Consider the following 15352-nt stretch of genomic DNA (forward strand, 5'->3'; position numbering starts at 1 on the left):
CGAAATTACGCCGCGATAGTGGGCGAACTCTCTTCTTCGATTTTGAGACGCCAGCCCGTGACCGCTTCCCAGTATTGCTGCTCTTTTTCCAGATCGAGCAGGACGAGCGCGTTTTGGCTAAACCAGTCATGCGGGAAGCGCAACGTCCAGTGATTGTCGTCAGTTTTAAGCCGTAGCGTTGGCGGCGTTGTGGTGGCCTGGCGCTGATTATTCAGCAGAACGCCCAGGCGCAATAGCTGAATCAACGGCAGGAATTGTTTTTTCTTGAACAGCGTAAAGCGGGGCAAGTCATCCAGTTTAACGGCTTTACGATGATAACGGACTAATGTCGCCATCATCAGTTGCTGTTCCTGGTTAAAACCCGGCAAATCGCTGTTTTGCAGAATATAGGCAGAGTGGCGGTGCAGGCCGCTGTGGTTGATGTTCAGCCCCACCTCATGCAGCATTGCAGCCCACTTCAGTAACGCTTCCAGCTGTGGATGTGCCAGCTTTGGCTGTTGCATCTGCCACTGTTCATACATCTGCATGGTTGTTTCCAGCACGCGCCGGGCCTGATCGCTGTCGATGTTATACTGATTCGCCAGGCTTTTGGCCGTACGGCTGCGCACATCCTGATGACGGAAGCGGCCTTCCATTTCGTACAGCACGCCTTCGCGCAGCGCCCCGTCGGAAAGGCGGAGTTCGCGGATTGCCAGCGCATCAAAAACGCCGCACAGAATGGCCAGACCCGGTACAAAGACCGCTTTTCGCTCTTCAGACAGACCCGGCAGGCTCAGCGCTTCAAAGGAGCGGTGCCTGAGCACTTCAGCCATCAGTTTATCCAGCCGTTCTGGCGTAATGAAGCCGTCCTTCTCACCCATTTCCAGCAGCACTTCATGGGCGGCTTTGATGGTGCCGGACGCGCCCAGCGCGACGTTCCAGCCCTGAATGCGGAACTGCCAGGTTAACGTCTCCAGTTTTTGCGCAGCGGCCATTCGGGCGCGCTGGAAATTTTCCGGGCTGATGGCGCCGCCAGGAAAATAGATCTGTGCGAAACTGACGCACCCCATGCGACGGCTTTCGACCAGTTTTGGCTCGAAGTTTTCGCCGATGACTAACTCCGTCGAACCCCCGCCGATATCGATCACCAGCTTGCGGCCTTTTTCCGGCTGCGTATGCTCCACGCCCATAAAAATCAGGCGGGCTTCTTCGTTACCGGAAATGATTTCGATCGGGTAGGGGATGACCTTCTCCGCGCGCTTCAGAAAATCGGTGGCGTTCAGCGCCTGGCGCAGGGTATGGGTGCCTACGATACACACGCTTGACGGGGAGAATCCCTGTAGGCGTTCGGCGAATAACGATAAGCAGCTTAACCCGCGTTCTATCGCTTCTTCACTTAACATATTGTCTTCGCCGAGACCATCCGCCAGATGTACGCGCTGTTTCAGCCGACCGATGATCTGCATGGCGCCATCCACCACGCGGGCAATGACCATATGAAAACTGTTCGAACCGAGGTCGACCGCCGCGAACTCCTGCGGCCGGGGTGTCTTGTCATGTATTGGCATAGCGTTAGTCAGGTTGCTCGAGTGATTTGATGTAGTCGTAAATCGCCAGTTGCGACTGCACCTTGCGACGATTTCCGCGCGGCACGTAGCGATTACTCAGTTCTTTATCTATGTAGCGGGCTTTTACCGTGTCGCTAAACAGGATGTCAATAATATCCAGCACGCGTTGCTTAAGACACGGGTCGAGCAGCGGCGCAGCAACTTCGATACGGTAATCGATATTTCTCGTCATCCAGTCAGCGGAGGAAAGATACACCTGCTTATCGCCGCCGTTGGTAAAAATATAAACCCGGTCATGTTCGAGATAGCGATCCACGATACTGATCACGCGGATATTGTCGCTAATGCCTTCCAGATTTGGAATCAGCGAACACATCCCACGAACCAGCAGATTGACCGGCACACCCGAGCTGGATGCAGCGTACAGACGGTCGACCAGCCCCTTGTCCACCAGGTTATTCAGCTTCAGCGTAATGCCGGAGGGGAGACCTTGCTGGGCGTTGGCGATTTCTTTATCGATCATCTCGTACAGCAAGCGTCGTGAATTCTGCGGAGAGACCAGCAAATAGTCGAACGTCACCGGGCGGTAAGGGTTCTCGATAAAGTTGAACACGCGACGGACTTCGTTCGTGATACGCGCATCGGCGGTCAGTAAGGAATAGTCGGTGTACAGGCGTGCCGTTTTTTCGTTGAAGTTCCCTGTGCCGATGTGCGCATAACGCACCACCTCATCGCCTTCTTTACGCGAGATGAGGAACAGTTTGGCGTGAATTTTCAGGCCTGGCGCCGAGAAGATCACATGTACGCCTGCTTCGGTCAGCCGCTTCGCCCAGTGGATATTCGCCTCTTCATCGAATCGCGCCTGCAATTCTACCACCACGGTGACTTTCTTGCCGTTATGGGCGGCGTGAATCATCGAGTCGATGATGCGTGAATCCTTCGCCACACGGTAGATGTTGATTTTGATCGCCAGCACGCTGGGGTCAAAGGAGGCCTGGCGCAGCAATTCCAGCACATGTTCGAAAGTGTGGTACGGATAATAGAGCAGAACGTCGCGCTCGCGAATGGCGTCGAACCCGTTGCGGAACTTCTCTTTATCGAACCAGAGATGGCGCAGTCGCGGCAGCGGCTTGTTCACCAGATTGGCTTTGCCCACGTTGGGGAAGCTAATGAAGTCTTTGAAGTTGTGATACCGGCCGCCGGGTACGATGGAGTCGTAGCGGGAGATGGTCAGCTTTTCACGCAGCACTTCCACCAGCGCGTTTGGCATATCGCGCTGATAAACAAAACGCACCGGCTCGGCGGTCAGGCGTTGTTTCAGGCTGGAGGACATCAGCTCCATCAGGCTCGATTCCATCTCGTGCACCAAATCGTATTCGGCATCACGGGTCATCTTCATTGAGTAGGCATTCAGCGCGTCGTAGTCAAAGAAGCCTTTGAAGATGTCGTCCAGGCAGTAGCGCAAAATGTTATCCAGCAGGATCATCGGCTTACGGCGACGCGGCGCTTCCGGCGGCAGATTCACAAAACGCGGCACTTTGTCGGATGGAATTTCCAGCAGCGCGTAGCGGATAGCATCGCCGCGAATAATCTCTACGGCCAGATAGGTGTAATCATCTTTCAGAAACTGAACTAAATCCGTTTCGCGATTGATCAGAATTGGCGTGATGTGTTGGCGTAAGTAATGTTTAAAATAATGCCGCAGCCAGCTTTGCTGGTTGGCCGACAGTTGGCGTTCGTTGATTAAGAAGATCTGATTACGCGCCATTTCCAGCAGCAATTCGTTGTACAGGCTGTCGAATTCCTGGTCGGCTTTTAGTACCCGGGACTGGATCTTACCTAGCAGATGGCGAGAATGAGAATTAGAACCCTGTTCTTCGCTGATTATGATGCGACGTTTCAGTTCGGCGAAACGAACTTTATAGAACTCGTCAAGGTTATTGGAATAGATGCCCAGGAAGCGCATGCGTTCAATAAGCGGATTTGATTTATCCGCAGCTTCCTGGAGCACGCGTTCGTTGAACGCTAACCAACTTAGCTCTTTCTCGATGTATAGTTTTTCCTGACCCATTACAACTCACACTCCGTTTTATTCACGGGACACTGCCTGATTATTATGGCGAGCATTGCGCTCAGATGTCCAACTGTGCCAGAAAAATATGACAATAAACCGTCAGATAAGCAAAGAGATGAGGGGAATTCCTGAGGCGTAGGCCGGATAAAGCGTTGACGCGCCACCCGGCATTGAAACGTTGGATTGCCTGATGGCGCCGTCCTGCGAGGGAATGTTATTACTCGGCGGCATAGCCTTGCGGCGGCAGGCGATTGCCATCCAGCCAGGCGGCGTTATCACGCATTTCCAGACGGCCATCCACAAACCAACTGATGACCAGCGGATAGATAGCGTGTTCCTGCGTCTGAACGCGGGCCGTAATTTCATCTTCGCTGTCGCCTTCAAAGACCGGAATCTTCGCTTGCAGAATAACCGGGCCGCCGTCGAGTTCATCGGTAACAAAATGGACAGAGGTTCCGTGTTCTTCATCGCCGTTTTCCAGCGCCTGACGGTGCGTATGCAACCCCGGGTATTTTGGCAGCAGGGAAGGGTGAATATTGAGTAGACGCCCCTCATAGTGGGCGACGAACGCGGGGCTCAGGATGCGCATATAGCCCGCCAGCACCACGAGATCGGGGGCGTAAGCGTCTATTTCACGCATCAGTTCGCGGTCAAACGCTTCACGGCTGGCGAATTGATCGGCCGTTAACGCATGTGCCGGAATTCCGGCCTCACGCGCGCGTTCAAGGCCGAACGCGTCGGCCTTGTTGCTGAATACTGCCCGAAGGGTGCCTTTGATTTTTTTCTCTTTGCAGGCATCGATAATCGCCTGCAAATTGCTTCCGTTGCCGGAAATAAGCACCACAAGATTCATCATTGAATAACCACGCGCTGTTCGGAATCAGAGGCTTTAATGATACCGATTTTCCAGGCGTTTTCACCTTTTGCTTTCAGCAGGGCGAGGGCGTTATCCACTTCCGCTTCCGGCAGGGCGATCACCATCCCGACGCCGCAGTTGAAGGTGCGATACATTTCATGCTGGCTGACGTTGCCTGCGGTTTGCAGCCAGTTGAAGACGGCTGGCCATTGCCAGGAAGATTCGTCAATCACCGCCTGGGTGTTGTCCGGCAATACGCGAGGAATATTTTCCCAGAAACCGCCGCCGGTCAGGTGGGCGATGGCGTGCACATCGACTTTTTCAATCAGTTCCAGAATGGACTTCACATAAATGCGGGTTGGCGCCAGCAGGTGATCGGCTAACGGTTTGCCTTCCAGCTCGGTGTTTTCCGGGTCGCAACCGCTGACTTCAACGATCTTGCGCACCAGAGAATAGCCGTTGGAGTGCGGGCCGCTGGAGCCAAGGGCAATCAGCACATCGCCATCGGTCACTTTGGAACCGTCGATAATTTCTGATTTTTCCACCACGCCGACGCAGAAACCGGCGACATCGTAATCTTCGCCATGATACATCCCTGGCATTTCAGCGGTTTCGCCGCCGACCAGCGCGCAGCCTGATTGCAGACAACCTTCGGCAATACCATTGATCACGCTGGCGGCGGTATCGACGTCCAGCTTGCCGGTCGCGTAGTAATCCAGGAAGAACAGCGGCTCCGCGCCCTGAACGACCAGATCGTTGACGCACATCGCCACCAGGTCGATCCCGATGGTGTCGTGGCGTTTCAGATCCATCGCCAGACGCAGTTTTGTCCCTACGCCGTCAGTGCCGGAAACCAGTACAGGCTCACGATATTTTTGCGGCAATGCGCACAGCGCGCCGAAGCCACCCAAACCACCCATGACTTCCGGGCGGCGAGTTTTCTTCACTACGCCTTTGATTCGATCAACCAGAGCATTACCAGCGTCAATATCAACACCGGCATCTTTATAGCTAAGAGAGGTTTTGTCGGTCACTGCTTAGGTCCCCACGCGTTACTTGCGGTGAAAATTAAATTCGGCGCAATTCTAACAGGGAAAGCAAACGTTTGCGAGCCTGCTCTGCATCCGTTTTTATCTGCCGAATTTTTCAGCGTTTTACCGTTGTGTACCCATTTGTTTGAACTGCTCCACGAAAATGAAACCGGGTTCATTACCGTGCTTGAAACCTGCGCCAGTTATGCACAGTATCGTACTGAAACCGGTTTCTGTTTTGCTTCGGGTTGTCAGCGTAGCGGCGTTAACATTGCAATTACAATGAGGGAAACGTATGTCTGGATTTAAAGCGAATTTCATGTGGGGCGGCGCCGTTGCCGCTCACCAGTTAGAAGGCGGCTGGCAGGAAGGCGGAAAGGGGATTAGCGTGGCGGATGTGATGACCGCCGGTGCGCATGGCGTTCCGCGGGAAATTACCGACGGCGTGATCGCCGGGAAAAATTATCCTAACCATGAGGCTATCGATTTCTATCACCGCTACAAAGACGATATTAAGCTCTTTGCCGAGATGGGCTTTAAATGTTTTCGCACCTCTATCGCCTGGACGCGCATTTTCCCGCAGGGGGATGAATTACAGCCGAATGAAGCGGGTTTGCAGTTTTATGATGCCCTGTTTGATGAATGTCTGAAGTACGGTATTGAACCGGTGATTACGCTGTCGCATTTTGAAATGCCTTACCATCTGGTCACGGAATATGGCGGCTGGCGTAACCGTAAGCTGATCGATTTCTTCGTGCGCTTCGCGAAAGTGGTATTTACCCGCTATCAGCACAAAGTGAAATACTGGATGACCTTCAATGAGATCAACAACCAGGCCAATTATCACGAAGATTTCGCGCCGTTCACCAACTCGGGGCTGAAATACCTGCCGGGCGAAGATCGTGAACCGGTGATGTATCAGGCGGCGCACTATGAGCTGGTCGCCAGCGCGCTGGCGGTGAAAGCGGCGCGGGAGATCAACCCGGCATTGCAGGTTGGCTGCATGATCGCCATGTGTCCGATCTATCCGCTGACCTGCGCGCCGGACGATATGATGATGGCGATGAACGCGATGCACCGTCGCTACTGGTTTACGGATGTGCATGTGCGCGGGAAATATCCGCAGCATATCCTCAACTACTTTGCGCGTCGGGGCTTTGCGCTGGATATCACCGATGAAGATCGCGCGGCGCTGTTACAGGGCTGTGTGGACTATATCGGTTTCAGCTATTACATGTCTTTTGCCACGAAAGCGACCGCAGATAACCCACAGCTCGATTACGACGAAACGAAAAGTCTGGTCTCCAATCCGTATGTGCAGAAGTCGGACTGGGGCTGGCAGATCGATCCTGTGGGGTTACGCTACTCGCTCAACTGGTTCTGGGATCACTACCAGCTACCGTTGTTTATTGTCGAGAACGGCTTTGGGGCGATAGATATTCAGCAGGCAGATGGTTCCGTTGACGATCGGTACCGTATCGACTATCTCGCAGCGCACATTCGTGAAATGAAAAAAGCCGTTGTGGAAGATGGCGTTGATTTGATGGGCTACACCCCGTGGGGCTGCATTGATTTGGTGTCGGCGGGGACGGGCGAGATGAAAAAACGTTATGGCTTTATCTATGTCGATAAAAATAATGACGGCAGCGGGACGTTAGCGCGCCATCCGAAGAAATCTTTTGCCTGGTATCAAAATGTGATTAAAAACAACGGAGAAAATATTTAAGATTCAATATGTTGTTATTCAGCCCCGCCATCTGTGCGGGGCGTGTTTTATACTCATTCTCCAGACGTATGTCACTTTGGTTGATCCATGTCAAGCATACGTTGTGTTGCGCCAGAGAGGAAAAGCGGTATAATCCGGCGATTTTTTTTGTGGTTGCCACTCGTCTGAGGAAAGGAGAAGAGTATGAAGATCGTGGAAGTCAAACACCCACTCGTCAAACACAAGCTGGGTCTGATGCGTGAAAACGACATTAGCACCAAACGCTTTCGTGAACTCGCCTCGGAAGTAGGCAGCCTGCTGACCTATGAAGCGACCGCAGACCTGGAAACCGAAACGGTAACCATCGACGGCTGGAATGGCCCGGTTGAAATCGAACAAATCAAAGGTAAAAAAATCACCGTGGTTCCTATCCTGCGTGCCGGTCTGGGCATGATGGAAGGCGTCCTGGAGCATGTGCCGAGCGCGCGTATCAGCGTGGTGGGCATCTACCGTAACGAAGAAACGCTGGAGCCCGTTCCGTACTTCCAGAAACTGGTATCCAACATCGATGAGCGTATGGCGCTGGTGGTTGACCCGATGCTGGCAACCGGCGGTTCAATGATTGCGACGATCGATCTGCTGAAAAACGCAGGCTGCCACAGCATTAAAGTGCTGGTGCTGGTTGCTGCGCCGGAAGGCATTGCGGCGCTGGAGAAAGCGCACCCGGATGTTGAGCTGTACACCGCATCGATTGATAAGGGACTTAACGAGCACGGATACATTATTCCGGGCCTCGGCGATGCCGGTGATAAGATCTTTGGTACGAAGTAAGTGAATGAATAATAAAGAGCCGACTTTAAGAGTCGGCTTTTTTTTGAATAAAACACCCATAACATACAACACTCAGAGGAAAACACTATGACGCGCCGTGCTATCGGGGTAAGTGAAAGACCGCCGCTTTTACAGACAATCCCGCTTAGTTTGCAGCATTTGTTCGCCATGTTTGGCGCAACCGTGCTGGTGCCAGTCCTGTTTCATATCAACCCGGCTACCGTTCTGCTGTTTAACGGCATCGGTACGTTGCTGTATCTCTTTATTTGTAAAGGTAAAATCCCTGCATATTTAGGGTCGAGCTTTGCCTTTATTTCGCCGGTTCTGCTGCTGTTGCCGCTGGGGTATGAAGTGGCGCTGGGCGGTTTTATCATGTGCGGCGTGCTGTTCTGTCTGGTCTCTTTTATCGTGAAGAAAGCCGGAACCGGCTGGCTGGACGTGATGTTCCCGCCTGCGGCGATGGGCGCAATCGTTGCCGTTATCGGTCTGGAACTGGCGGGCGTGGCTGCGGGTATGGCCGGGTTACTGCCTGCTGAAGGGCAATCCCCGGATACCAAAACCATTACCATCTCCCTTGTGACCCTGGCGGTGACGGTCTTTGGCTCCGTGCTGTTCCGGGGTTTCCTGGCCATTATTCCGATCCTGATCGGCGTGCTGGCAGGCTATGCGCTGTCATTTGCGATGGGGGTAGTGGATACCGCGCCGATTGCCGAAGCGCACTGGTTCGCGCTGCCAACGTTCTATACGCCGCGCTTTGAATGGTTTGCCATTCTGACAATCCTGCCAGCGGCGCTGGTGGTGATTGCCGAACACGTAGGCCACCTGGTCGTGACGGCGAACATCGTTAAAAAGGATCTGGTTCGTGACCCTGGCCTGCATCGTTCGATGTTTGCCAATGGGTTATCAACGATGATTTCCGGGTTCTTCGGTTCTACGCCGAACACCACCTACGGTGAAAACATCGGTGTTATGGCGATCACCCGCGTGTACAGCACCTGGGTTATCGGCGGCGCGGCGATTTTTGCCATTCTGCTCTCCTGCGTGGGTAAACTGGCCGCTGCGATTCAGATAATCCCGCTGCCGGTAATGGGCGGCGTATCGCTGCTGTTGTACGGCGTGATCGGCGCATCCGGTATTCGCGTATTGATTGAATCAAAAGTCGATTACAACAAAGCGCAGAACCTGATCCTGACTTCGGTGATTTTGATCATCGGCGTCAGCGGCGCGAAAGTGCATATTGGCGCGGCGGAACTGAAAGGAATGGCGCTGGCGACCATCGTTGGGATCGGCCTGAGCCTGATCTTCAAACTGATCAGCGTTCTGCGCCCGGAAGAAGTGGTGCTGGATGCGAAAGACGCGGATACGCCGCAGCAATAATCCTGAAACCGGGCAGTGCTGCTGCCCGGTTCTATCGTGATGGAATTCTGTGGTAAACTCATCGCGATTTTATGGAATCCTGGATTGAGGTATCTCTGAACACTCCGGCACAGCTCTCTCTGCCACTTTATCTTCCTGACGACGAAACTTTCGCAAGTTTCTGGCCGGGGGATAACGCCTCTTTACTGGCTGCACTGCAAAACGTGCTGCGTCAGGAACATAGCGGATATATTTATCTCTGGTCGCGTGAAGGCGCGGGCCGTAGCCATCTGCTGCACGCGGCGTGTGCTGAACTGTCGCAACGCGGCGACGCGGTAGGCTATGTGCCGCTGGATAAGCGCACCTGGTTTGTACCGGAAGTGCTTGACGGCATGGAACATTTGTCGCTGGTGTGTATTGACAATATTGAATGTGTCGCCGGAGATGAACTATGGGAAATGGCGATCTTTGATCTCTATAACCGCATCCTTGAGTCGGGAAAAACGCGCCTGCTGATCACCGGCGATCGCCCTCCACGTCAGTTAAAGCTGGGATTACCCGATCTGGCTTCTCGTCTGGACTGGGGGCAAATCTACAAGCTGCAACCTCTCTCTGATGAAGACAAACTCCAGGCGTTACAACTGCGCGCCAGACTGCGTGGGTTTGAACTGCCGGAAGATGTCGGGCGTTTTCTGTTGAAGCGGCTGGATCGTGAGATGCGTACGCTATTTATTACGCTGGATCAGCTCGATCACGCCTCAATCACCGCACAGCGTAAACTCACCATTCCGTTCGTTAAAGAGATTCTGACGCTGTAACGCTGCCGTTTTTGCCCGGTGGCCGGGCAAAAAACTCAGGCAATATCTTCCAGTAAGTGCTCAACCAGCAGTGGAATCGGCCTGCCGGACGCGACGCTTCTGCCGTTTTCTCGCCATAGCGCCGTACCGCTAATGTCCAGATGTGCCCACGGGATATCCGACGGGCAAAAATGATGCAGTAACCAGGCTGCGGAAGCGCTGATTGCCGCATTGTTCGTCGGCGTATTACAGAGATCGGCTATGGCGCTTTTGGTCTGCTTTTTCAGTCGTGCATCCAGAGGTAAAGACCAGACTTCATCTCCGCTCTGCCGTCCAGCCTCTGTTAGCGCCTGTCTTAACGCATCGTCCTGAGTCATCAGCCCGCTGAGTTCGTAGCCAAGCGCTTTCACCACCGCACCGGTCAAGGTTGCCATGTCGATGATATAACGGGCCTGCGGCTGTCGTTGGCTCGTCCATGCAATGGCGTCGGCCAGCACCAGTCGTCCTTCAGCGTCGGTGTTATTGATTTCCACTGTCATACCGTTGCAGGCGCGAGCAACGCTGCCAGGCTGCATTGCGTTCGGGCCGATCGCGTTTTCAGCCAGCGCCAGCACGCCCATTATGCGTACGGGCAGTTTTAACTCCGCAACCGTCAGGAGCAGTCCCAACACGTTGGCTGCGCCACACATGTCATATTTCATGGTGTACATACCCGCGCCCTCTTTCAACCACAGGCCACCGGTATCAAACGTTATCCCTTTACCTATGTAGCAGCGTACCGGGCCGTCACTTATGCCGTTGTAATGAATGGCAAGCAAACGCGGTGGACAGGTCGCTCCTTTGCCAACCGCATGGAGCAGTCCGAGACCTTGTTCAACAATTTGTTGTTCATCAAGGACTTCACAGTGCAGCGCAGGAAAAGAGGCGCACAGGGTTTGTGCCTCGTTGACCACGAACTGCGGCGTACAGCAATCGGAGGGGGTATCCGCCAGCCGCCTTGCAGTGATCATGCCGTTGGCAATGGCCTGCTGCTGCCTGAACATTTTTTCACGTTTCTCGTATTGTTCTGGCTGGCAGAACGCGGTGATATGGCGGATGCGAGTGGCGGTGGCATCCGTTTTTTTCAATTGTAAATCATTGAGCGTATACGCCTGATTGAACAGAAAACGCAGCAGCAGCGCCAGTACAGTGTCATTTATTTCGGTGACATCAATCAGCACATTTTCGCTGACTGGCGAGGCCAGCAGCGGTCGTATCGCATTGAGTAAACCTTCGGTCAGGCTGTCCTGCCAGAGCGCATCAGGCAACAGGGTAATTCGCGTAAAAGGCGCGCAGCCAAAGCGGGTATCCGCTACTTTATCTTGCGCCAGTACGCGCATTTCCGCGAGCAGAGCGGAATCCCGCAATAAAGAACAGCCAGGAGGCGCGATAAGATGGCCTTGTGGTTGAACCTCTGCGGGTGAGCAAATCAGTTGGTATGAAATCATTTCTCTTCCTCGACTGGAGCACGTATCCGTGCGGCATAGTCTTGCATCCATTCTTCATCGACGGGGTGATAATGGGTTTTCTCGTGCTGGCGTTCGGCGCGAAATACGGTGAGCGGTTGGCGTGCGGTAGCGACAACGAACGAGAATGTTTTGATGTTAGTGGCTGCGCCAAACTCGCCTTTACGGTTCATGCAGACCACCGAGAGGTCGCCTGTGCGACCAAATCGCGACATCAATTTATCTTCCAGCTCAAACACGACAGAATCAGCCGCTTGTTGCGGTGTCATTCCCTGCGCCATGCGACGAACAATTTCATAGCTGGCGCAGCCTTTCATCAGATCTTCACCAACGCCCGTTGCCGTTGCCGCGCCGACTTCACTGTCGCAATAGAAGCCGGAACCAATAACCGGAGAGTCGCCAATGCGTCCGCGTTTTTTCATAAACAGGCCGCTGGTGGAGGTGGCAACGCTCATCGACCCCAGTTTATCCAGACCAATAATGCCAACCGTATCGTGGCCGTTATATGGACTTAAGCCTTTATCCAGCGTCTCCCGGCAGCGTTTTTGATAGTGCTGGATGGCTCTGTCGGTGAGCATGGTTTTATCCGCAAATCCCTGGCTCAGTGCCCATTCACGCGCACCCTGGCCAACCAGCAGACAGTTATAGCGCTGACGGCTTAACGCATGTGCGACGCGCACCGGGTTGGCAATATCCACCAGATTCCCGACCGCCCCAAACGCCAGGGTATCGCCGTCCATATAGGCGGCATCCAGTTCGACCTCGCCATTTTCAGTAGGCAGTCCGCCATAGCCCACGGATTTATAAAACGGAAAGTCCTCAACGGTTGCGACGGCGTCTACCACCGCCATTGCGACCGGGTTTCCCGCAGCCAGTGCAGACGCGGATTCCGCCACACCTTCAAGCGCCATTCGCCAGGTTGCGATAATTCCCCACATGGTTTACTCCTGTTTTGCAAGTGGTGCATCGGGCTGCGTTACGGCAGCCCGTTCCGCCGCGCGGTACTGTTTATCGACGATCCGCATAAAGGGCAGATACAGCATTGCGCCAATCAGCAGGTTAATGAGCTGCATGACGCTGCCGCTAATATGTCCGGTAACGATAAAACCGCTAATGACTGGCGGCAGCGTCCACGGAATAAAGACGCCCGTGGTGACGGCGACCGCGCCGAGCTTCATCGCGGTATACTGTACGGTGACCAGCACCAGCGGCACCAGGTTGAAGGGGATCAGCATTATCGGATTCATTATCACCGGCAGACCGAACAGAATCGGTTCGTTGATGTTGAACACGGACGCTCCGGCACCGAGCCGCGCCACTTCCCGCATGTTTTTACTGCGCGCAAAGAAAAGCATGGCTAACACCAGCGACAACGTTGCGCCCGCGCCGCCCATCCAAATCATGTCAAAAAACTGTTCCGTAATGATGTGTGTGGGGGGGGTGCCAGCCTGAATAGCCGCAATGTTGTCGGTCTGGTTTTCCATCCACAGCGGGCGGATGATGCCGTTAACCATTGAGCCGGAGTTAATACCGACCGACCACAAAATAGTGATGCTGAACACTGTCATCAGCGCGCCAAAGTAAGAGGTGCCGTAATGACGAACCGGTGTGGCGACCACTTCGTAAATAAACTGATGGATGGTCTGGTAATGGGTGTTTTCAAACAAGATGCGAATGCTCAGTACCAGTATCATGACCAGTAAGGCGGGGATCAGCGCGGCAAAAGATTCTTGCACCGCCGGTGGCACACCTTCTGGCATTTTGATCACCAGATTTTTACGCTTTAGCCAGCAGAAAAGTTCAGTCCACAGCAGCGAACCGATCATCGCGACGAACAACCCTTTTGTGCCAATCCACTCTACGGGGATCACGGTAATACCGCCGTTTTCCGCCACTTTGATAAACGGTGTAAGGATCAGAAAACAGACCAGCGCCAGAATGCCGCAGGAGATGCGATCTTCGCCGTAGTGTTCCGCCAGACGAAATGCGACCAGGAAACTGATAAACAGCGACATCGTTGAGAACACCGCGTTAAACGGGATCTCAATAATTGCACTCCAGCTCTCGCCAAAAGCCTGAGACATAAACTGCTGATAGTTTTGATTCGGAAACGAAGAGATCACCAGCAGAATAGAGCCGACGATAATAAACGGCATAAACGAAACGTATGCGCCACGAATCGCGCCGAGATGCCGCTGCTGAGCGGTTTTCGCCGCCAGAGGCATCAGTTTTGCTTCAAGAAATCCCAGAACATTGTTCATTGTGAACTCCGTACAAGATTAACTCACGTTGTGTGTGCTATGCATGAGGATTATCTGCGAAGGCGTGTGAACGAAAGGTGAAATAGCTCACAATGTGATCGCGATTAACATATAAATCTCATAAGATTAATTATCTGAAAATCGACAGGGATTCTTGCGATGGAAATAAAATTGCACGCCAATGCCACTACCACACCGCGTATTCGTCGCTATCTTCAGCAGTCTGAAAAAAGCGACAGAGAGCTTGCCGCCGAGCTTGGGATTTCTGTTACGACAGTGAGGCGATGGCGACATCGTGATCGGGTTAGTGATGGGCAAACTACGCCGAAGACGATATACAAAGCGATGAGACAAGAGCAGGTTGTTTTGGTGAACGCCTTGCGCGACGCAACAGGTGCGCCGCTGGATGACCTCTTATTGTTGGTGAACGAGGTGCTGGGCATTGTTGTGTCGCGCGCGACGTTGAATCGTTATCTTAAACCGGCGACACCTCGGCGACAGCGGGCGTCGTTACAAGGGAAAAAAGCGTTAAAATCCGGGATGCTGCCGAATCATCTGGCGCTGTATCACCTTCCACTCTCGTTACATATGGACGACGGTGGCGAACATCATTTGTTCTGGGCGCGCGAGCCGATGAGCGGCTGGTGCTTTGCCCGACTGTATGCGGGTATTTCACCGCAGCGGGTCGTGGTCTGGCTGGATGAATTGCTGGAAACCTGCCCGGCTGATATACAATCTATTGAGACAAATATTTCTGATCGCATATGCCCGCAGCTAAAAACGCACCTGGCGACGCGCGGCATGTCATGCCAAATAACCGGTACGATTCCCGGTTGGGTGCCGGTGACAATACCGCTGAATGAGATTGTTCCCCGGCTAAATAGTGAATCTGCCAGCGAGTTGCTTATCCGCTTATGTGAATGCTACAACCGTGGTAAGACGCAGAAAAAACTGGGGGATTGTACGCCGCAGGACTTTCTGGAAGCGCTGCGGCGCATGGATTAGCTCACGATTTCCAGCACCTGCTCCGGCGGGCGGCCAATACGAGCCTGACCGTTGGCGACGACAATCGGTCGCTCCATCAGTTTCGGGTTTTCCACCATCGCCTGAATCAGCGCCTCTTCGCTCAGATGGCTGTCGGCCAGATTGAGAGACTTGTAGAGATCTTCTTTCTGGCGCATCAGTTCGCGTGCGCTGGACATCCCTAACATACGCAGCAGTTCATGCAGCGTCGCTGCGTCGGCAGGTGTTTCCAGGTAAAGCACCACTTCCGGTTCAACGCCGTTGGATTTCAGCAGGCTCAGCGTGTCGCGGCTCTTTGAACAACGCGGGTTGTGGTAGATTTTTACTGCATCAGACATGATTTCTCCTTTCGCGCGAACTGTAGGC

13 protein-coding genes are annotated in these 15352 nt (G+C 53.6%); 5 read left to right on the forward strand and 8 right to left on the reverse strand.

From position 1 onward, the window contains the following. Positions 1 to 5 precede the first annotated feature (5 nt). The 4 genes from ppx to purM all read right to left on the reverse strand — a co-directional run bounded on the left by ppx (position 6) and on the right by purM (position 5511). Positions 6 to 1547, reverse strand: coding sequence for an exopolyphosphatase (gene ppx, locus OGV67_RS18025; protein ID WP_049008620.1), 1542 nt, complete (start codon positions 1545 to 1547; stop codon positions 6 to 8). Between the two features lie 4 nt (positions 1548 to 1551). Further along, the gene (ppk1, locus tag OGV67_RS18030; RefSeq protein ID WP_012131280.1) at positions 1552 to 3618 is read right to left on the reverse strand and encodes a polyphosphate kinase 1; all 2067 of its coding nucleotides are present in this window, start codon (positions 3616 to 3618) and stop codon (positions 1552 to 1554) included. A 220-nt stretch (positions 3619 to 3838) separates the two neighbouring features. Continuing rightward, positions 3839 to 4474: a phosphoribosylglycinamide formyltransferase gene (gene purN / locus OGV67_RS18035; protein ID WP_104869114.1), complete on the reverse strand. Its 636-nt coding sequence runs from the start codon at positions 4472 to 4474 to the stop codon at positions 3839 to 3841. Then, positions 4474 to 5511: a phosphoribosylformylglycinamidine cyclo-ligase gene (gene purM / locus OGV67_RS18040; protein WP_104868358.1), complete on the reverse strand. Its 1038-nt coding sequence runs from the start codon at positions 5509 to 5511 to the stop codon at positions 4474 to 4476. Before purM ends, purN begins: the two co-directional genes overlap by 1 nt. A 292-nt stretch (positions 5512 to 5803) precedes the next feature. Between purM and OGV67_RS18045 the strand changes: the two genes are divergently transcribed. From OGV67_RS18045 to OGV67_RS18060, 4 genes are all read left to right on the forward strand, one after another. Then, positions 5804 to 7234 carry a 6-phospho-beta-glucosidase gene (locus tag OGV67_RS18045; RefSeq protein ID WP_012131285.1) on the forward strand — a complete coding sequence of 477 codons (1431 nt, stop codon included), beginning with the start codon at positions 5804 to 5806 and terminating at the stop codon, positions 7232 to 7234. A gap of 183 nt (positions 7235 to 7417) precedes the next feature. Beyond that, positions 7418 to 8044 (forward strand): uracil phosphoribosyltransferase, encoded by a 627-nt coding sequence (upp, locus tag OGV67_RS18050; RefSeq protein ID WP_012131286.1) that lies wholly within the window; start codon positions 7418 to 7420, stop codon positions 8042 to 8044. A gap of 87 nt (positions 8045 to 8131) precedes the next feature. Further along, complete coding sequence (gene uraA, locus OGV67_RS18055) at positions 8132 to 9421, forward strand: uracil permease (RefSeq protein WP_012131287.1); 1290 nt, start codon at positions 8132 to 8134, stop codon at positions 9419 to 9421. Positions 9422 to 9516: 95 nt separating this feature from the next. Next, a complete protein-coding gene (locus OGV67_RS18060) occupies positions 9517 to 10218 on the forward strand; it encodes a DnaA inactivator Hda (RefSeq protein ID WP_213164963.1) in 702 nt (233 codons plus the stop codon). Between the two features lie 35 nt (positions 10219 to 10253). On the opposite strand, the gene OGV67_RS18065 is transcribed toward OGV67_RS18060, so the two are convergent. Genes OGV67_RS18065 through celB form a run of 3 tightly spaced genes read right to left on the reverse strand, consistent with a single transcriptional unit; the run spans position 10254 to position 13963 of the window. Continuing rightward, positions 10254 to 11684: a leucyl aminopeptidase family protein gene (locus OGV67_RS18065; protein WP_115614566.1), complete on the reverse strand. Its 1431-nt coding sequence runs from the start codon at positions 11682 to 11684 to the stop codon at positions 10254 to 10256. After that, on the reverse strand, positions 11681 to 12640 hold the full coding sequence (locus tag OGV67_RS18070; RefSeq protein ID WP_012131290.1) for a glycosylasparaginase: 960 nt from the start codon (positions 12638 to 12640) through the stop codon (positions 11681 to 11683). Before OGV67_RS18070 ends, OGV67_RS18065 begins: the two co-directional genes overlap by 4 nt. A gap of 3 nt (positions 12641 to 12643) precedes the next feature. Continuing rightward, the gene (celB, locus tag OGV67_RS18075) at positions 12644 to 13963 is read right to left on the reverse strand and encodes a PTS cellobiose transporter subunit IIC (RefSeq protein WP_286465851.1); all 1320 of its coding nucleotides are present in this window, start codon (positions 13961 to 13963) and stop codon (positions 12644 to 12646) included. Between the two features lie 159 nt (positions 13964 to 14122). On the opposite strand from celB, the gene OGV67_RS18080 reads away from it, so the two are divergent. Continuing rightward, the gene (locus OGV67_RS18080) at positions 14123 to 14968 is read left to right on the forward strand and encodes a helix-turn-helix domain-containing protein (protein ID WP_115614568.1); all 846 of its coding nucleotides are present in this window, start codon (positions 14123 to 14125) and stop codon (positions 14966 to 14968) included. Here the strand turns inward: OGV67_RS18080 and arsC are convergent. Beyond that, the gene (arsC, locus tag OGV67_RS18085) at positions 14965 to 15324 is read right to left on the reverse strand and encodes an arsenate reductase (glutaredoxin) (RefSeq protein WP_104868362.1); all 360 of its coding nucleotides are present in this window, start codon (positions 15322 to 15324) and stop codon (positions 14965 to 14967) included. The two genes, OGV67_RS18080 and arsC, sit on opposite strands and share 4 nt — an antisense overlap. Positions 15325 to 15352: the final 28 nt, after the last annotated feature.

Origin of the sequence: Citrobacter sp. CK188 (assembly GCF_030333525.1) — a bacterium.
GTDB classification, from domain to species: Bacteria; Pseudomonadota; Gammaproteobacteria; order Enterobacterales; family Enterobacteriaceae; genus Citrobacter_B; species Citrobacter_B koseri.